This is a genomic window from Azospirillum doebereinerae, from assembly GCF_003989665.1.
Taxonomy (GTDB): Bacteria; Pseudomonadota; Alphaproteobacteria; order Azospirillales; family Azospirillaceae; genus Azospirillum; species Azospirillum doebereinerae.
Map to the genome: position 1 here is coordinate 75,140 of NZ_RZIJ01000006.1, position 16,905 is coordinate 92,044.

General features: G+C 68.1%; 17 protein-coding genes. 11 read left to right on the forward strand and 6 right to left on the reverse strand.

What is annotated here, in order from left to right:
- Positions 1 to 9: 9 nt before the first annotated feature.
- Positions 10 to 1,986: a lytic transglycosylase domain-containing protein gene (locus EJ913_RS09810; RefSeq protein WP_244939308.1), complete on the reverse strand. Its 1,977-nt coding sequence runs from the start codon at positions 1,984 to 1,986 to the stop codon at positions 10 to 12.
- Positions 1,987 to 2,022: 36 nt separating this feature from the next.
- Between EJ913_RS09810 and dapA the strand changes: the two genes are divergently transcribed.
- From dapA to EJ913_RS09825, 3 genes are all read left to right on the forward strand, one after another.
- Positions 2,023 to 2,898, forward strand: coding sequence for a 4-hydroxy-tetrahydrodipicolinate synthase (gene dapA / locus EJ913_RS09815; protein ID WP_126997250.1), 876 nt, complete (start codon positions 2,023 to 2,025; stop codon positions 2,896 to 2,898).
- Between the two features lie 28 nt (positions 2,899 to 2,926).
- The gene (gene smpB / locus EJ913_RS09820; RefSeq protein ID WP_126997252.1) at positions 2,927 to 3,400 is read left to right on the forward strand and encodes an SsrA-binding protein SmpB; all 474 of its coding nucleotides are present in this window, start codon (positions 2,927 to 2,929) and stop codon (positions 3,398 to 3,400) included.
- Positions 3,401 to 3,598: 198 nt separating this feature from the next.
- Positions 3,599 to 4,627, forward strand: a complete 1,029-nt coding sequence (locus tag EJ913_RS09825) for a class I SAM-dependent methyltransferase (protein ID WP_126997254.1) — start codon at positions 3,599 to 3,601, stop codon at positions 4,625 to 4,627.
- 3 nt (positions 4,628 to 4,630) lie between these two features.
- Here EJ913_RS09825 and EJ913_RS09830 read toward each other — a convergent pair whose 3' ends face one another.
- The 5 genes from EJ913_RS09830 to EJ913_RS09850 form a co-directional block, all read right to left on the reverse strand.
- Entirely contained in the window at positions 4,631 to 5,497 is an 867-nt protein-coding gene (locus EJ913_RS09830) for a helix-turn-helix transcriptional regulator (protein WP_126997256.1), read from the reverse strand.
- A gap of 18 nt (positions 5,498 to 5,515) precedes the next feature.
- Positions 5,516 to 6,067: a YbhB/YbcL family Raf kinase inhibitor-like protein gene (locus EJ913_RS09835; RefSeq protein ID WP_244939309.1), complete on the reverse strand. Its 552-nt coding sequence runs from the start codon at positions 6,065 to 6,067 to the stop codon at positions 5,516 to 5,518.
- Positions 6,068 to 6,172: 105 nt separating this feature from the next.
- On the reverse strand, positions 6,173 to 7,177 hold the full coding sequence (hemB, locus tag EJ913_RS09840; protein ID WP_126997258.1) for a porphobilinogen synthase: 1,005 nt from the start codon (positions 7,175 to 7,177) through the stop codon (positions 6,173 to 6,175).
- A gap of 94 nt (positions 7,178 to 7,271) precedes the next feature.
- Positions 7,272 to 8,120: a metallophosphoesterase family protein gene (locus EJ913_RS09845; protein WP_126997260.1), complete on the reverse strand. Its 849-nt coding sequence runs from the start codon at positions 8,118 to 8,120 to the stop codon at positions 7,272 to 7,274.
- A 7-nt stretch (positions 8,121 to 8,127) separates the two neighbouring features.
- Entirely contained in the window at positions 8,128 to 9,033 is a 906-nt protein-coding gene (locus tag EJ913_RS09850; RefSeq protein WP_126997262.1) for a diacylglycerol/lipid kinase family protein, read from the reverse strand.
- Positions 9,034 to 9,291: 258 nt separating this feature from the next.
- Here EJ913_RS09850 and EJ913_RS09855 point away from each other — a divergent pair, with 258 nt between their 5' ends.
- The 8 genes from EJ913_RS09855 (at position 9,292) to EJ913_RS09885 (ending at position 16,896) form a co-directional block, all read left to right on the forward strand.
- Positions 9,292 to 10,353 carry an enoyl-CoA hydratase/isomerase family protein gene (locus EJ913_RS09855; RefSeq protein WP_126997264.1) on the forward strand — a complete coding sequence of 354 codons (1,062 nt, stop codon included), beginning with the start codon at positions 9,292 to 9,294 and terminating at the stop codon, positions 10,351 to 10,353.
- A gap of 34 nt (positions 10,354 to 10,387) precedes the next feature.
- Entirely contained in the window at positions 10,388 to 10,516 is a 129-nt protein-coding gene (locus EJ913_RS32960) for a hypothetical protein (protein WP_274389904.1), read from the forward strand.
- Between the two features lie 76 nt (positions 10,517 to 10,592).
- Positions 10,593 to 11,066, forward strand: coding sequence for a MarR family winged helix-turn-helix transcriptional regulator (locus EJ913_RS09860; RefSeq protein ID WP_085556611.1), 474 nt, complete (start codon positions 10,593 to 10,595; stop codon positions 11,064 to 11,066).
- Positions 11,067 to 11,340: 274 nt separating this feature from the next.
- A complete protein-coding gene (locus EJ913_RS09865; RefSeq protein ID WP_126997266.1) occupies positions 11,341 to 12,618 on the forward strand; it encodes a cation:proton antiporter in 1,278 nt (425 codons plus the stop codon).
- Positions 12,619 to 12,777: 159 nt separating this feature from the next.
- Complete coding sequence (locus EJ913_RS09870) at positions 12,778 to 14,010, forward strand: ABC transporter substrate-binding protein (protein WP_126997268.1); 1,233 nt, start codon at positions 12,778 to 12,780, stop codon at positions 14,008 to 14,010.
- Positions 14,011 to 14,101: 91 nt separating this feature from the next.
- Positions 14,102 to 14,989, forward strand: a complete 888-nt coding sequence (locus EJ913_RS09875) for a branched-chain amino acid ABC transporter permease (RefSeq protein ID WP_126997533.1) — start codon at positions 14,102 to 14,104, stop codon at positions 14,987 to 14,989.
- Positions 14,990 to 14,993: 4 nt separating this feature from the next.
- The gene (locus EJ913_RS09880; protein WP_126997269.1) at positions 14,994 to 15,980 is read left to right on the forward strand and encodes a branched-chain amino acid ABC transporter permease; all 987 of its coding nucleotides are present in this window, start codon (positions 14,994 to 14,996) and stop codon (positions 15,978 to 15,980) included.
- A 253-nt stretch (positions 15,981 to 16,233) separates the two neighbouring features.
- On the forward strand, positions 16,234 to 16,896 hold the full coding sequence (locus EJ913_RS09885) for a phasin family protein (protein ID WP_126997271.1): 663 nt from the start codon (positions 16,234 to 16,236) through the stop codon (positions 16,894 to 16,896).
- Positions 16,897 to 16,905: the final 9 nt, after the last annotated feature.

Below are 16,905 nucleotides of genomic sequence, written 5' to 3' on the forward strand. Positions count from 1 at the left end.
CCCCCCGGATCAACGCCGCAGGTCGCGGTCCAGGTTCAGCTCTCCCGCGCCCAGACGGGCACGGTAGACGATGACCGCCTCCATGACCCGCTGCACGTAGTTGCGGGTCTCGTAGATCGGGATCAGTTCGATCCAGTCGACCACGTCGATGGCCTCGGTGCGCGGGTCGCCGTAGGTCTGGATCCACTGCCGCACCCGGCCCGGCCCGGCGTTGTAGCCGGCGATGGCCATCACGTAGGAGCCGTTGAAGCGGTCGATCAGCTCCGACAGATAGGCCGATCCCAGCGTCACGTTGTAGCCGGGATCGCTGGTCAGCCGCGCGTTGGTGTGCTTCAGCCCCAGCTTGCCCGCCACCGTCTGCGCCGTGGCCGGCATCAGCTGCATCAGCCCGCGCGCCCCGGCCGAGGAGACGATCCGAGTGTTGAAGGTGCTCTCCTGCCGGATGATCCCGTGCACCAGCGCCAGCTCCGGCGCGCTCGGCCGGGCGTCGATCATCGGGTAGCCGGCCTCGACCAAGAACACGTCGTTTTGCGCCGCGTCCTTGGCGGCGGCGACCGACAGGTCGCGGCGTCCCACCTCGCTTGCCAGCCGGGCGGCCAGGGTGTAGTCGGCCGGCTCTTTCGAGTCGAGGCTGATGCGCCGCAGGAAGGCGGTCACCCGCTCGTCGTCGCCCCCCTCGATCTCGGCCAGCAGCCGGGTCACGCGGACCACCTCGCGCCGGTCGAAGGCGGTGGAGGCGGCGTTCGAGACCACCGGCGGGCTGGGCAGGGTGACCTTGCCCCCGGCGAGGTGCCGGGCCGACAGCTGCCCGTAGAAGGTCGTGCCGTAGGGCGCCGCCTTGGCGTACCACTCCGTCGCCTGGGCGGTCTGGCCCAGCGCCTCGGCCGCGCGCCCGCACCAGTAGGCGCCGCGCGCCTTGCTGATCGGCGCGGTGACCGAGCGGTAGAGCTTGTTGAAATGGTTGAACGCCTCCGACGGCTGGTCGAGGAAGCGCAGGGCCAGGAAGCCGGCGAGGAACTCCGCCTCGGCGAGGCCGGAGCCGTCCTTCTGCCCATGCGCCTTCACCAGCCGGTAGGCGAGGTTGTAGTCCCCCCGCTCGATGGCGCGGCGGGCCAGCAGGTGCCGCTCGCTCCACCACGACTGCGGGCGGCCCATCTCGGCCGGGGCCTGGGTGATGATCTCCAGCGCCCCGGCGTCGTCGCCCTTGCGGCGGCGCCAGCGGGCGCGGTCGAACAGCAGGCCGGGGTCGTTGCGCAAGCTCGGCGCCACCCGCGCCACCGCCGCGTCGGCGTTGCCGTTGTCGGTGTCCAGCGCGATCCGCGCCTCGATCAGCGTGTCGTAGGCGTCGTCGAAGAAGGGCAGCATCCGGCGCACCGGCGCCTCCTGCCGCTCCCACAGCAGGCGGTCGATCCGCGCCTTGTGGTCCTGGGGGCGCAGGTAGGAGCGGTAGCGGACGAGGAAATTGACCTCCTCGTCGGCGGTGAAGTTGCTCTCCACCCAGCGGGAGCGGATCAGCGGAGTCGCGCGCTCCGCACTGCCGGTGCCGATCAGCGTGTCGGCGTGCATCAGGAAGCCGTCGTTGGACAACGGCGGGAACTGACGGAACCACTCCAGCACCTCGGTCGGGTCGAGGCCGATCGGCATCGCCTTCTCGGCCTGGCGGCGCAGCTGCGCCTGGTTGGGCCAGTCGGGGTTCTCGCGGATGAAGGCCGCGATGTCGGCGAAGCCGCCGCCGCCCGGCGTCGCCAGCACCATCCAGCGGATCACCTTGGCGGGCAGCCGGTCCTGCGCCTGGGACGCGAGCTGCTGCGCCTCGTCGTAGCGCTCGTTGTCGGCCGCCTTGAAGGCCTGCCGGTAGAGCGCCAGATCCTGCGGGCCGAGCGCGCCGGCGAATGCGGCGACTGGAATGGAAAAGGCCAGCGAAACCGCCAGCAGGGCCGTCCGGGCGCTCTTGCCCAGGGCGGCGGGGAGGTCTAATGTGCGCAACTCTTTTTTCCAAGCAGTCCGTCTGAGGAGGCAGCCATGTTCCACGGTTCCATCGTCGCTCTCTTGACCCCCTTCAAGGGCGGGAAAGTGGACGAGGCCGCCTTCCAGTCCTTCGTGGAGTGGCATGTCGCCCAGGGCACCCATGGCCTGGTTCCCTGCGGCACCACCGGCGAATCGCCGACCCTCTCCCACGACGAGCACAACCGCGTGGTCGAGCTGTGCATCGAGGCGGCCGGCGGCAAGGTGCCGGTCATGGCCGGCAGCGGATCCAACTCGACGGACGAGGCCATCGCGCTGACCCGCCACGCCAAGAAGGCGGGCGCCCAGGCGGCGCTCGTGGTCACGCCCTATTACAACAAGCCGTCTCAAGAGGGTCTGTACCAGCATTTCAAGGCGATCCATGACGCGGCGGATTTTCCGATCTTCATTTACAACATTCCGGGCCGCAGTGTCGTGGATATGTCTGTGGCCACGATGGCCCGGCTGGCGAAGCTGCCGAACATCGTCGGCGTGAAGGACGCCACCGCCGACCTGACCCGCCCGACCCGCCTGTTGCAGGAGGTCGGCCCCGACTTCATCCAGCTGTCGGGCGAGGACGCCACCGCGCTGGGCTTCAACGCGCAGGGCGGGGTGGGCTGCATCTCGGTGACGGCCAACATCGCGCCGGCGCTCTGCTCGGCGATGCAGACCGCCTGGGCCGAGGGCGACCTGAAGGAGGCGTACCGCCTGCGCGACGTGCTGTCGCCGCTGCACGACGCCATGTTCGTGGAGACCAGCCCGGCTCCGGTGAAGTTCGCCGCCAGCCTGCTCGGCCTCGCCACCGACGAGGTCCGCCTGCCGCTGGTCACCGCTTCCGACGCCGCCCGCACCGCCGTGCGCGCGGCCATGAGCAAAGCCGGCCTGCTGTCCTGAGCGACGGCGGGCTGTCAAGGAGAACGCAGTGTCGCGCGACACGGAAGTAAAGAAGTACGCGGCTCAGAACCGCCGGGCGCGCTTTGATTTCTTCATCGACGACACCTTGGAGGCCGGCATCATGCTGACCGGCACCGAGGTGAAGTCGCTGCGGGGCGGTCGCGCCAGCGTGAACGAGTCCTACGCCGGGCTGAAGGGCGGGGAGCTGTTCCTGTTCAACGCCTACATCCCGGAATACCTGCAAGCCGGGCGCTGGCTCCAGCACGAGCCCAAGCGCCCGCGCAAGCTGCTGATCCGCCGCCGCGAGCTGGACAAGCTGGCGGCCGGCATCAAGCAGAAGGGCGTGACGCTGATCCCGATGTCGGTCTATTTCAACGACCGCGGCATGGCCAAGGTCGAGCTCGGCATCGCCACCGGCAAGAAGAAGCATGACAAGCGCAACACCGAGAAGGAACGCACCTGGCAGCGCGACAAGGCGCGGCTGATGCGCGACAAGGGATAGTTTCCGCTGACTTAACCCTCTCCTCTCTGGGGAGAGGGTGGCCCGAAGGGCCGGTGAGGGGGCGTTACGGCCGGCAGGCCGGAAAAAGAGATGGCTCTGCCATCGGCTTCCGGTTTGCGGTACGCGGTGCGTCCCCCTCACCCAACCCTCTCCCTGGGGGGAGAGGGCTATCATCACCGTCTTGAAAGTCAGACCACAGTGAGCCGATTGGACAACCGCGCGACCGACCGCGATTCCACCATCGCCGCCGTCGCGGCGGAAGCCCTGGCGGAGCGTCGGCCGCAGGGCCGCATCCTCGTCGCCTTCGATTCCGACGGCGGCATCCAACAGGCCTTGACCGAGGGCGGCGCCACCGTCGTGCCCTGGCTGCGGCTGGCGCAGGACGGCAAGCCCGCGACGCCCTGGCCGGAGGACGGCCCCTTCGACGGCGCGGTGCTGCGGCTGCCGCGCGGCTGGGCGTCCTTCGAGATGGCGCTGCACGCGCTGGCCGCGCGGCTGGCCCCCGGCGCGCCGCTGTGGATCGTCGGCAGCAACGACGAAGGCATCACCTCGGCGCCCAAGCGCTTCGACGGGTTGGTGGAGAGCCCCGAGACCCTGACCATCAAACGCCGCGCCCGCGTCCTGGAAGCCCGCCGCACCGACGCGCCCGCGCGGGGCGCGCTGGAGGATTGGCGGCAGACGGTGACTCTGCCCCTGCCGGAACCGGCGGCGCCGCTGGAACTGGCGTCCTACCCCGGCCTCTTCGCCCACGGCCATCTCGACGCCGGCACCGAGTGCCTGCTGCGCGTGCTGCCGGAGATCGCGGCCGGCGTGCGAGTGCTCGATTTCGGCTGTGGAGCCGGCGTGATCGCGCGGGCGGTGCGGGAACGCCAGCCGGAGTCCGTGCTGACCCTGCTCGACATCGACGCGGTGGCCCTGCACGCGGCGCGTCAGAACGTGCCGGGCGCCGAATTCGTGCAGAGCGACGGGCTGGCCGGCCTCGGCACCCGCGAGCGCTTCGGTCTGATCCTGTCCAACCCGCCGCTCCATCGCGGCAAGGACGAGGATTTCGGCATGTTGGAGGCGCTGGTCGCCGGGACCAAACAGTACCTCAAGCTGCGCGGCTCGCTGGTGGCGGTCACCCAGCGGACGGCGGGCGTCGGCAAGCTGTTCAACACCGCCTTCGGCCACGCCGAGCTGCTGCTGGAAACCAACCAGTTCCAGGTCTGGAAGGGCACGCCGAAGTAAGGGTCAGTCGCCGTCGCGCGCCAGATCGGACGGGTTGAGGCCGGTGGCGTCCCTGACCCGCCGCGCGAAATGCGAGCGCGAGGCGTAGCCGCAGGCCTCCGCCGTCTCCTGCACCGACAGCCCCTCGTTTTCCAGCAGATGGCGGGCGTGGGCGACGCGCTCGTCGGTCAGGACGCGGCGGACGGAGATGTTCTCCTCGGCCAGACGGCGCCGCAGGGTGCCGGTGCTGAGGTTCAGCTCGCGCGCGACGGTCTCGGCGGTCCAAGGGCGGTCCGGATGCGCGCGGAGCAGCGCCCGCACCGCGTCGCCGACCCCCGTCGGCGTCACCGCGCCGAGCCACCACGCGCCGCCCTCCAGCAGGCAGAGCAGCACCTCCATGCAGCGGTGCCCGGCGACCAGCGGGCTGACGGTCGAGCCTTCCGACAGACCCTCGGCCGCGTGCAGCACCGCCGCCCCCAGCGAGGGGGTGAGCGGAACCCGGAAGTCGCCGGAGCGGCCGGGCTTGGCGACGCCGTCGGGACCGTGGGCGCGCAGCAGGCGCCGGACCATTTCGGCGGGAAATTGCAGAACCAGGGAGCGGTAGACGCCGCTCTCCGGATCCGGTTCGTTGACCACGGTTCCGGTCCAGCCGGCGGGCAGCAGCAGCGCCGTGCCCTTGCCGAACCGGTGGGAACCGCGGCTGTCGGCGATCTCCTTGGTCCCGTCGAGCAGGATGACGAGGATCGTCTTCCCGATGGTCAGCTCCCCCATCCGCTCGCGGTCGCGGGCGAAGAAGGCACCCAGGATCGGGCGGTCCGGAAGGTCGTCGTCGCTGGGGCGGTTGTCGCGGGCGGCGAAGCGGGAGAGGCTGGCGATCAGGTCGGACGTCATGACCACGAGGTTACGCGATCAGCGGCCGTAACGCGCGGTTATTGTCGCCTGCCCCAAACGGTTGGCGGTCAGGGAAAACCCCACCAAGGCACCCGACGAGTCTGCGGGCAGGTCCAACCGTTCCACCTTCAACGCGTGGACGGTGAAGACGTAGCGGTGGGGCGCGTCGCCTGGGGGCGGGCAGGGGCCGAAATAGCCCCGCGTGCCGGTGTCGGTGCGGCTCTGCACGGCGCCGCCGGGCAAAGCCGCACCGCTGGCATCGCCGGCCCCGGCGGGCAGGCCGGTGGCCGAGGCCGGCAGGTCGAACACCACCCAATGCCACCAGCCGCTTCCGGTCGGCGCGTCGGGGTCGTAGGCGGTGACGGCGAAGCTGCGCGTGCCGGCCGGCGGGTCGCTCCAGCTCAGCGCCGGGGAGCGGTTGCCGCCCGTGCAGCCGAAGCCGTTGGCGACGTGGGGCTGCGCGATGGGGGCGTCGGCCGGCAGATCGGCGCTGCGCAGCTCGAAGGCGTCGACCGACGCGGCGGTCAGCGTCAACGCGGCGGCGATCATGGAAAAGGGCAGGCGGTGCACCGTGGTGTCTCCCTCGTTCTTGGAGATCTCACGATAGCGGGACCAGCACGCCGCCGTGGTCCCGAGCCGCTCAAAGACGAACCCGTGTTGCCCAGTTCCGGCCAGTCAGCCCTGGCGCAGCAGCCTTGCCGCGTCCAGCGCGCCGTAGGTCAGCACCGCGTCGCAGCCGGCGCGCTTGAAGCCGGTCAGCGTTTCGATCAGCGCCTTGTCGTAGTCCAGCCAGCCGTTGCCCGCCGCGGCCCGCAGCATCGCGTATTCGCCCGACACATGATAGGCGAAGGTCGGGACGGCGAATTGGTCCTTCACCCGGCGGATGATGTCCAGATAGGGCAGGCCGGGCTTGACCATCACCATGTCGGCGCCCTCCTGGAGATCCTGCGCCACCTCGCGCAGGGCCTCGTCGCTGTTCGCCGGGTCCATCTGGTAGGTCTTCTTGTCGCCCTTCAGGAAGCCGCCGGAATTCACCGCGTCCCGGAACGGCCCGTAGAAGGCCGAGGCGTATTTCGCCGCGTAGGAGCAGACCCGCACCAGTTGGTGCCGGTCGGCGTCCAGCCGGTCGCGGACGGCGCCGATGCGTCCGTCCATCATGTCGGACGGGGCGACGATGTCGGCCCCGGCGTCGGCCTGGGAGAGCGCTTGGCGGACCAGGACCTCGACGGTCTCGTCGTTCTGGATGTAGCCGTCGCGCAGGATGCCGTCATGGCCGTGGGTGGTGTAGGGGTCGAGCGCCACGTCGCACAACACGCCGACGCCGGGTGCCGCCGCCTTCAGCGCGCGGATGGCGCGGTTCATCAGGTTGTCGGGTCGGTAGGCTTCCGCCGCGTCCTCCGACTTGCCCTCCGGCCCGACGACCGGGAACAGGGCGACGCAGGGGATGCCGAGGTCGCCGGCCCCGGCCACCGCCTCGCACAGGAGGTCGATGGTCATACGCTCCACCCCCGGCATGGAGGCGACGGGCACCCGCTGGTTCTCTCCCTCGATCACGAAGACCGGCCAAATCAGGTCGTCGACCGTCAGCGTGTTCTCCGCGACGAGGCGGCGGGTCCAGGCATCGGCGCGGTTGCGCCGCAGGCGGCTGCGGGGAAAGGAGGCGGGGAAGGTGATCGGCATCGCACAGGGACCGGCGCTCTTGGAACGAAGGACGCGATCCTACGCCTCCCGGTGGCATGAACTCAAGCTGGCGTGAACCCAGGCCGGCGTAAGCTCAGGCCGCCCCGCTCACCGGACGGAATCCGCTGTCCTGCGCCTGCAACTCCCAGCGGTGGCCCTGCTTGCGCCACGTCGAGACCAACCCGGCGGTGAAGGCGGCGCCCTCCCAGGAGCGGACCTCGAAGGTCACCTGCGGCGGGGCGATGGCGATCAGGTTGTAGGCGTTGGCCTCGTTGCGCAGGCGGGTGGAGGTCGCGGTGGAGGCCTGGGCCACCAGGATGGAGCGGGCGACCTGGGTGTGGAAGCTCATGATGTCGCCGGAATAGGCCTTGTGGAGATGCCCCGCCAGCATCAGGTCCACGCCGCAGGTCTCCAGCGCCGGCAGGACCAGCTTGTGGCGCCCGACCAGCTGGGTCGCGGGGGAGTCGGGCGGCGGCATGAAGGGGTGATGGGTGAACAGCACCTTGAAGACGGTCTCGGGCAACTCGCAGAACACCTCGCGCACCCGCTGGATCTGGGCCTTGTTCATGCGGCCCTCGGAGAAGTCCATGATGACCGGGCGCGCGGTGTTGATGCCCAGCACCGCGATCTCCGAATCCACGTGGACGGGGCTGAGATCCTTGGAGATGTAATGTCGGTAATGGCCGAACGGGTTGGTGAAGCGGCGGAAGACGTTGTAGACGGGAATGTCGTGGTTGCCCGGCACCACCATGTAGGGCACCGGAAGCTGGTCCAGGAACTCGCGCGCCTCCTCGAAATGGCGGCGCTTGGCGCGCTGCACGAGGTCGCCGGAGATCACGATCAGGTCGGGACGCTGCTCGGTCAGATCGGCCAGCAGTCCATCGACGACCCGCTGGTCGATCCGCCCGAAATGCAGGTCCGAGATGTGCGCCAGCGTTTTCACCCGATCCTCATGCGTTGTCCGAACGTGGCGTCATAACCGTCAGGGCTCCCGGACGAATCCGGTATTGCAGCGGCCCTTCCAGCTTCCGCACCTCGCCGTCGTTGACCATTTTCAACCGGTGCCGGCGGCTGTGGACCGTCAGGCTGGTGACCGTGAAATTGTCCAACGCCTCATCCTGCTTCCAGGTTCCCGCGACGAGGCGTCCCATCAGCCGCAGCATCGCCAAGGCGTTGCGTTCGCGCGCCACGTAAACGCCGAGCTTGCCGCTGTCGAGCGACGCCCGCCGCAGCACGAGGCCGAACCCGTCGTCGTAGGGGTTGTTGGACACCACGAGGATCGGCGTCCGCATCTTGCGCGGCCCCTGGCCCCAATCCAATCGCACGTCGAGCAGCGGCATCCGGTACAGCGTCTTGGCCAGGGCCATCGCCGCCCCCGGCCATTTCAGCAGCCGGTGCTGTTTGCGGTGGCGCTCCCGCTCCTGCACCACGGCCGGGTAGAAGCCCATGACCGAGCTGTTCAGGTAGGGTTCGCCGTTCACCTCGGCGACGTCGATGGCGCGGGTTCCACCGCCGGCCAGCGCCTGGGCCGCTGCCTCCAGTTCAAGTGGAATCTCAAGATCGCGTGCCAAGAGGTTGAGAGTCCCCAAAGGAAGGACGCCGAGCGGTTTGCCCGTTGGCAGCGCCAGCTTCACCGCCGTGTGGACCGTGCCGTCGCCGCCGCCGACGACGACGCGGTCGGCGTCGGACGCCAAGGCCCTTTCAATGGCCTTGCTGCATTCGGCGCCCTCGATGGCGTGCAGGTCGACCTCGGCCCCCTGGCTTTCGAAGGCGGCCCGGACGGCGGCGGTCGGGCCGTCGAGCGGCCGGTCGACCAGCGATCCCGCCGACCGGTTCAAAATTATGGCAACCTTCATGGTCTGGTTCAGCCCTTCGCGGTCGTTGCCCGTCACAGATGAGGATGGGCTGCCAACGGGCCAAGCCCCCGCTCGGTTCCCGCCTGCGCGCGCGGCACGCCAGACCGGCAATGCGCGGCCGTATGGCTTGGTTTGACAGGGCCGCCGCGTCCCGTATCATCGCGGCCGGGGGCTGGTCCAAGTTGGGGAAACCGGTTCGCGGGACTCCGCCTCCTCCACCGCCCGATGCCACAACGATAACTGAGAAAAATCAAGACGATGAGCGACTCTGCTGAGATTCTGTTCGAACGCCGGGGCGCCATCGGCCTCGTCACGCTCAACCGCCCCAAGGCGCTGAACGCCCTGACGCTGGGCATGATCCGGCTGTTCGATCCGCAACTGCGCGCCTGGGACTCCGATCCCGAGGTCAAGGCCGTCGTCATCCAGGGCGCCGGCGAAAAGGCCTTCTGCGCCGGGGGCGACGTGGTCAGCCTGTACGAGGCCGGCAAGGCGGCGCGCGCGGGAACGGGCGACGGCTCCGCGATCCGTGCCTTCTTCAGCGAGGAGTACGTCCTCAACCGCCGGATCAAGCGCCTCTCCAAGCCTTACGTTGCGCTGATCGATGGCATCTCGATGGGCGGCGGCGTCGGCCTGTCGGTCCACGGCACCCACCGGATCGTCACCGAGCGCACGCTGTTCGCCATGCCGGAGACCGGGATCGGCCTGTACCCGGACGTCGGCGGCACCTATTTCCTGCCGCGCCTGCCGGGTCAGGTCGGCACCTGGCTCGGCCTCACCGGCGATCGGCTGAAGGCGGCGGATCTGCTGGCCATCGGGGCCGCCGACGCCTTCGTGCCCAGCGCCGGGATCGAGGCGCTGGTCGCCGATCTCGCCGCCGGCACCCCGCCGGACGAGGCGGTCGCCAAGGCCAGGGGAACGGCCGGCGACTCCACCGTCGCCGCGAACCGGGCGGCCATCGACCGTTGCTACGCCTTCGACACGGTGGAGGCCATCGTCAAGGCGCTGGAGGCGGAGGGGACCGACTGGGCCGCCGCCCAACTCGCCACGCTGAACCGCGTGTCGCCGACCAGCCTGAAGGTGACGCTGACCGCCATCCGCCGGGGCGCCAAGCTCGATTTCGACGACTGCATGATTCAGGAACTGCGCCTCAGCCTCGCCTGCCTGGCCGGAGACGACTTCTACGAGGGCATCCGCGCGGCGCTGGTCGACAAGGACAAGAGCCCGAAATGGAAGCCGGCCGAATTGTCCGGAGTCGGTCCCTCCGACGTCGAGCGCCATTTCTCGGAGCCCGCCGGCGGCGATCTGGCGTTCAAGGACTGACCGCGTAAAAAGCGCGATCCGGATCGAACCGCGCGTGGGAAGCAACCTTTCCGCGCGCGGATTTTCGATGTTCGACTTTGAAGAAGCGCTGTACGGCGGCCTGCCAAAAGGTGGGGTATCGCCCGTTTTTTCCAGAATTATTAAGATGATTGCCGACCAATGATCGGTTAATCTCGACTTAAGGTCCCGGTAACCGTCCTTGCGCGGGGATTGTCCGGATAGAGCCAAAGGAGACCGCGGTGCGCAAACCCTATTATGAAAGCATCCTGCTGATCGAACGGCTTCACCGCCATTTCCTGGAGGTGCTGAAGACCGAACTGGATCGGTTGGGAATCCAAGATATAAACAACGTCCAGAGCCTGATTCTCTACAACATCGGCGAAGACGAGATGACGGTCGGCGAATTGACCGCGCGCGGCTATTACCTGGGCTCCAACGTGTCCTACAACGTCAAGAAGATGGTCGAAAACGGCTATCTCGGGCAGGAACGTTCGCCGCACGACCGCCGGTCGGTGCGCGTCCGCCTGTCGGAGAAGGGGCTGGACCTGCGCGAGAAGATCAGCCTGATGTTCGAGCGTCACCTGACCGCCCTGGAAAAGGCCGGCTTCAGCGACGAGGAACTGACCAAGGCGAACGAGACCCTGCGCAAGCTGGAGCGTTTCTGGTCCGCTTCGCTGGACTACAGCGGCTTTCCGATGACCTCGGCGGCCTGACGGCCGTTTCGCACCCCGACCGCGGTTCGGCTCCCGCGGTCGCTCCGGGTCGAACGCCGCCCGGTTTCCGGCACGGAAGCCAGATCAGGGGCGGAGCTTTTTTCGAGTCCGAATCGCGGCGGTAGAAAATCGCCGCATTTTCCCGACAGTGTTATCGGCGCTCCACCGGCCTGGCGATCCATGGGGATCGGAATTGGGCGGGCCGAACGCGGCTTTGCCGCGTTGAGGATGGACTCGGCCGCCCCGCGCGCGGTCGCCATGGATCGGGCGCTGCATGTCCTATGTCGTCATGCTGGTCGGGCTGGGCCTTCTGGTGCTGCTGGTGGCGTGGCTGCCGATGGTGCTGAAGGAACTGCCGCTGTCTCTGCCCATCATCTGCGTCGGGTTGGGCTACGGCGTGTTCACCGTCTTCCGGCTCGACGCCCCCGATCCGATGACCTTTCCCAAGGCGACGGAACGGCTGACCGAACTTCTTGTCCTCGTCGCGCTGATGGGGGCCGGGCTGAAGCTCGACCGGCGGCTGGGGTGGCGGTCGTGGATGGTCACATGGCGGCTTCTGGGCATCACGATGCCGCTGTCGATTCTCGGCATCGGGCTGATCGGCTGGCTCGGGCTCGGGCTGTCGCCGGCCGCGGCGATCCTGCTGGGCGGGGCGCTCGCCCCGACCGACCCGGTCCTGGCCTCCGACATCCAGGTCGGCCCGCCGCAATCGGGCGAAGAGGATGAGATCCGCTTCAGCCTGACCTCGGAAGCCGGCCTGAACGACGGGCTGGCCTTTCCCTTCGTGCATCTCGCGGTCGCCGTCGCGCTGCTGAACGGCGGCTCCGACCTCGGCATGGATGCCCTGCGCTGGTTCGCTCTGGACGTGGTGTGGAAGCTGGCGGCCGGGATCGGCATGGGCTGGATCGTGGGCAAGCTCCTGGCCTTCGCCACCTTCCGGGTGCCCAATCGGGCGAAGCTGTCGCGCACCGGCGACGGTTTCGTGTCGCTGGGCATCACGCTGATCGCCTACGGCGCAACGGAGATGGTGGCCGGCTACGGCTTCGTCGCGGTCTTCGTCAGCGCGGTGGCTCTGCGCGACGCCGAGCGTTCCCATCGCTATCACGAAACGCTGCATGGTTTCATCGAGCAGACCGAGCGGCTGCTGATGATGGTCATGCTGGTCCTGTTCGGCGGCACGCTGGCCCATGGCCTGCTCTATCCGGTGGGGTGGGGCGCTCTGGCCGCCGCCGTTGCGATCCTGTTCGTCGTGCGGCCGCTGGCCGGTCTGGCCGGCCTGTGGGGCAGCGGGATGCCCCTTGGCGAACGGCTGGCCATCGGATTTTTCGGCATCCGCGGCATGGGCAGCCTCTACTACGTCGCCTTCGCCTTGAACGCCGCCGACTTCGGCGTTCCGAACCGGTTGTGGGCGATGACCGGACTTGTCGTGCTGCTGTCGATTCTCGTGCACGGCACCACGGTGACGCCGGTGATGCGGCGGATCGACCGCAGCCGCGTCCGCGCGGGCGGCAACGTTGCAGCGCAGGATGGAAAAAACCCGCGCGCCGCTTGACCAATCGCGAAATTTGTTCCGCGAGCTGAAATTCCGCTTCGCTTACAAGGGGCTGCGCCTGCATAGTGGTGTGTGTGGGGACGGCGCGCACGACCGCCCCGGTGTTTTCGTCGATCGCTCATGAACGCACCCAAAAACGTCGAAGGGGAGAATTCACGTATGAACGCACGTCTTCTGGCCGGTGCCGCGCTGGCGGCCTTAACCATCGGAACGGTGGCGTCCGGTCCGGCCTTGGCGCAAGGCAAGCTGTCGGGCGACACCGTCAAGATCGGTGTGCTGAACGACCGTTCCGGTCTGTACGCCGATCTCGGCGGCGAAGGGTCGGCGATCGCCGCCCGCATGGCGGCCGAAGAGTTCGGCAACAAGATCCTGGGCAAGCCGATCCAGATCGTCACCGCCGATCACCAGAACAAACCGGACATCGGCTCCAACCTCGCCCGTCAGTGGATCGATCAGGACGGCGTGGACGTGATCGTCGACGTGCCCAACTCGGGCGTCGCGCTGGCGGTCCAGGAAGTGACGCGCGAGAAGAAGACCGTCTTCCTGATGGAAGGCCCGGCGACCTCGCGACTGACCGGCGACGCCTGCTCCCCCACCGGCTTCCACTGGGCCTACGACACCCACGCGCTGGCGGTCGGCACCGGCCGCGCCATGGTGCAGGAGGGCGGCAAGAGCTGGTTCTTCCTGACCGCCGACTACGCCTTCGGTCACCAGTTGGAATCCGACGCCTCGGCCGAGGTGAAGAAGGCCGGCGGGACGGTGAAGGGCGCGGTGCGCACCCCGCTGAACACCTCGGACTTCTCGTCCTTCCTGCTCCAGGCCCAGTCCTCGGGCGCGCAGGTCGTCGGGCTGGCCAACGCCGGCGGCGACACCATCACCTCGATCAAGCAGGCGGCCGAATTCGGCCTGACCCAGAGCGGGCAGCAGAAGCTTGCCGGTCTGCTGATCTTCCTGTCCGACGTCCACGCGCTGGGCCTGTCGGTGGCGCAGGATCTGGTGCTGACCACCGGCTTCTACTGGGACATGGACGACGAGAAGCGCGCCTGGTCCAAGAAGTTCGGCGAGCGGCACGGCGGCAAGATGCCGACCATGGTGCAGGCCGGCAGCTACTCCGCCGTCCGTCACTACCTGAAGGCGGTGGAAGCGGCGGGCACCGACGACGGCCCGACCGTCGCGGCCAAGATGAAGGAGATGCCGGTGGACGACATGTTCACCAAGAACGGCAAGATCCTGGCCAACGGCCGCCTGATCCACGACATGTATCTCGCCCGTGTCAAGAAGCCGTCGGAATCGAAGGGGCCGTGGGACTACTACCAGATCCTGCGCACGATCCCCGGCGCCGAGGCGTTCGCGACGCTGGAAGAGAGCGGCTGCAAGATCGCGGCGAAGTAATCGCCGGTTTTGAATAAGAGACACGGTTCCCGCCCCTTGCCGCGTTGCCGGCGGGGAAAGGCGGGAACCGCGGGGGAGATCGACGGTCATGATGGGGACCATCTTCGGCATTCCGCCACAGGCGCTGTTCGGACAGCTGCTGCTGGGGCTGATCAACGGGTCGTTCTATGCGCTGCTCAGCCTGGGGCTGGCGGTCATCTTCGGCATGTTGAACGTGATCAATTTCGCGCATGGCGCGCTGTACATGATGGGCGCCTTCGTATCCTGGCTGCTGCTGACGCAGTTGGGCATCGGGTATTGGTGGTCCCTGCTGCTGGCCCCGGTCATCGTCGGGCTGTTCGGCGTGCTGCTGGAAAAGACGCTGCTGGCGCGGCTCTACAAGCTCGACCACCTCTACGGCCTGCTGCTGACCTTCGGCGTGGCCCTGATGGTGGAGGGCGCGTTCCGCCACCAGTACGGCGTGTCCGGCCAGCCCTACCCGATCCCGGAAGCCCTGCGCGGCGGCCAGAACCTGGGCTTCATGTTCCTGCCCAACTACCGCGGCTGGGTGGTGGTGGCGTCGCTGGTGATGTGCCTGGGCACCTGGATGGCCATCGAGCGGACCAAGCTCGGCGCCTACCTGCGCGCCGCGACGGAAAACCCGGTGCTGGTCCAGGCCTTCGGCATCAACGTGCCGCGCATGGTCACGCTGACCTACGCCTTCGGCGTGGCGCTGGCCGGTCTGGCCGGGGTGCTGGCGGCGCCGATCTACCAGGTCAGCCCGCTGATGGGCACCAACCTGATCATCGTGGTGTTCGCGGTCGTCGTCATCGGCGGCATGGGCTCGATCCTGGGCGCGGTCGTGACCGGCTACGGCCTGGGACTGCTGGAAGGGTTGACCAAGGTCTTTTACCCGGAGGCTTCGAACATCGTCGTGTTCGTCATCATGGCGGTGGTGCTGATGATCAAGCCCGCCGGCCTCTTCGGACGGGAGAAGTAACGCCATGACCCTTCATTCGCACAGCGCCCCGGCCGGTGCCGGCCCCGCCTCCGTTCAGGCCGGCGGCCTGCCGCTGGCCCGGATCGGCGGGGTCGTCGCCCTGGCGGTCCTCGTCGTGGCGCCCTTCATTCTCTATCCCGTCTTCCTGATGAAGGTGCTGTGCTTCGCGCTGTTCGCCTGCGCCTTCAACCTGCTGATCGGTTTCGCCGGACTGATGAGCTTCGGTCACGCCGCCTTCTTCGGCTCGGCCGCCTATGTGACCGCCCACACGGTCAAGGTCTGGGGCCTGTCGCCGGAGTTGGGGATCCTTCTGGGCGCCCTCTGCGCCGCCGGATTCGGCCTGATCTTCGGGGCCATCGCCATCCGGCGGCAGGGCATCTACTTCGCGATGATCACGCTTGCCCTGTCGCAGATGGTCTTCTTCATCGCCTTGCAGGTGCCCTTCACCCATGGCGAGGACGGCATCCAGGCGGTGCCGCGCGGCACGCTGTTCGGGCTGTTCGACCTCTCCCAGCCGTTGACGATGTACTACACGGTGCTGGCGATCTTCCTGTTCGGCTTCGCCGTGATCTGGCGCACCGTGCACTCGCCCTTCGGCCAGGTGCTGAAGGCGATCCGCGAGAACGAGCCGCGCGCCATCTCGCTGGGCTACCGCACCGAACGCTACAAGCTGATGGCCTTCGTGCTGTCGGCGGCGCTGACCGGGGTGGCCGGCGGAACCAAGGCCATCGTCTTCCAATTGGCGACGCTGACCGACGTGACGTGGCAGATGTCGGGCGAGGTGGTTCTGATGACGCTGCTGGGCGGCATGGGCACCCTGACCGGCCCGGTGGTCGGTGCGGCGCTGGTGGTGACGCTGGAGAATTATCTGGCCGCGACCAACCTGCCGGTGCCGGTCGTCATCGGCGCCATCTTCGTCATCTGCGTGCTGCTGTTCCGGCGCGGCATCGCCGGGGAAATCCTCGCCCGCTTCGGCAAGGGGCGGTCCTGAGCGTTTCTTGTTGTTGCGTTGCGTCAGAAAGGCTGCCGCAACGCAACAACAAGTCTCTGATTGCAAACGCATAAGTATTCAAAGAAGCGCATACCCCGAAAGAAGGGGTGTGCGTTTATTACTTTGCGTCGTGGAACGTTCTGATTTCACCGTGTTATATGCTCGACGCGTGCGGCAGTGCAGCATAACGACCCACGCGAGAATTTTGGGACGAAGCGTCCGGCTTGGACGAACCAAAACGAGGAGCATAGGCATGGCCACCGACAAGGATACGCAGACTGCGGTCCGCGAAACGGCGAATCGCACCAAGGGTGCGATCGACGAAGCGGCACGGCTCGGCGAGTCGACCACGCGCCGCGCCGCCGACGCCGCGCGTTCCATTGCCGAGGACACCGCCCGGACCGGTCAGCGGGCCGCCGAGGAGGGAATCGAAGCCGGTCGAAAGGCGATGGACACCGGAGCCGACCTGACCCGCAAGGGCGCCGAAACGGCGCGCGATCTGATGGGGACGGCGTCGGACGCCGCCAGCCGCAGCACCGAGCAGTTGCAGCGCGCCCTCGGCCTCTCGAAGGAGGCCCAGGGCGAGGTCATGCATCAGGTTCGCCAGAACATGGACGTGATGGTCCAGTGCGGCGGCGTGCTGACCGACGGCGCCCAAGCGATCTGGCGGGAGTGGATGGGCTTGGCCCAGGAGGTCGCGGCCCGCAACGCCAGCGCGGTCAACACCCTGATGCGCAGCCGGACCGTTCCCGATTTCTACGCCACCCAGAGTTCGATGCTGAAGGACAACGTCCAACTCGTGCTGAGCCGCAGCGTCACGGTGTCGGAGTTGTCGGCCCGCACCGCCAACGACGCCGTGCGCAAGCTGGCCGGCCGGGCCGAGGACGCCGCGCAGGACACCCGTCGTCAGTTCTGACGCCGGTTC

What these genes read in the sequence shown, in the direction of transcription:
- EJ913_RS09830 (WP_126997256.1), bottom strand. Translation starts at nt 5,497, where the DNA reads ATGACGTCCGACCTGATCGCCAGCCTCTCCCGCTTCGCCGCCCGCGAC.
- EJ913_RS09865 (WP_126997266.1), top strand. Translation starts at nt 11,341, where the DNA reads ATGTCCTATGTCGTCATGCTGGTCGGGCTGGGCCTTCTGGTGCTGCTG.
- dapA (WP_126997250.1), top strand. Translation starts at nt 2,023, where the DNA reads ATGTTCCACGGTTCCATCGTCGCTCTCTTGACCCCCTTCAAGGGCGGG.
- hemB (WP_126997258.1), bottom strand. Translation starts at nt 7,177, where the DNA reads ATGCCGATCACCTTCCCCGCCTCCTTTCCCCGCAGCCGCCTGCGGCGC.
- EJ913_RS09855 (WP_126997264.1), top strand. Translation starts at nt 9,292, where the DNA reads ATGAGCGACTCTGCTGAGATTCTGTTCGAACGCCGGGGCGCCATCGGC.
- EJ913_RS09885 (WP_126997271.1), top strand. Translation starts at nt 16,234, where the DNA reads ATGGCCACCGACAAGGATACGCAGACTGCGGTCCGCGAAACGGCGAAT.
- EJ913_RS09880 (WP_126997269.1), top strand. Translation starts at nt 14,994, where the DNA reads ATGACCCTTCATTCGCACAGCGCCCCGGCCGGTGCCGGCCCCGCCTCC.
- EJ913_RS09850 (WP_126997262.1), bottom strand. Translation starts at nt 9,033, where the DNA reads ATGAAGGTTGCCATAATTTTGAACCGGTCGGCGGGATCGCTGGTCGAC.
- EJ913_RS09875 (WP_126997533.1), top strand. Translation starts at nt 14,102, where the DNA reads ATGGGGACCATCTTCGGCATTCCGCCACAGGCGCTGTTCGGACAGCTG.
- EJ913_RS09870 (WP_126997268.1), top strand. Translation starts at nt 12,778, where the DNA reads ATGAACGCACGTCTTCTGGCCGGTGCCGCGCTGGCGGCCTTAACCATC.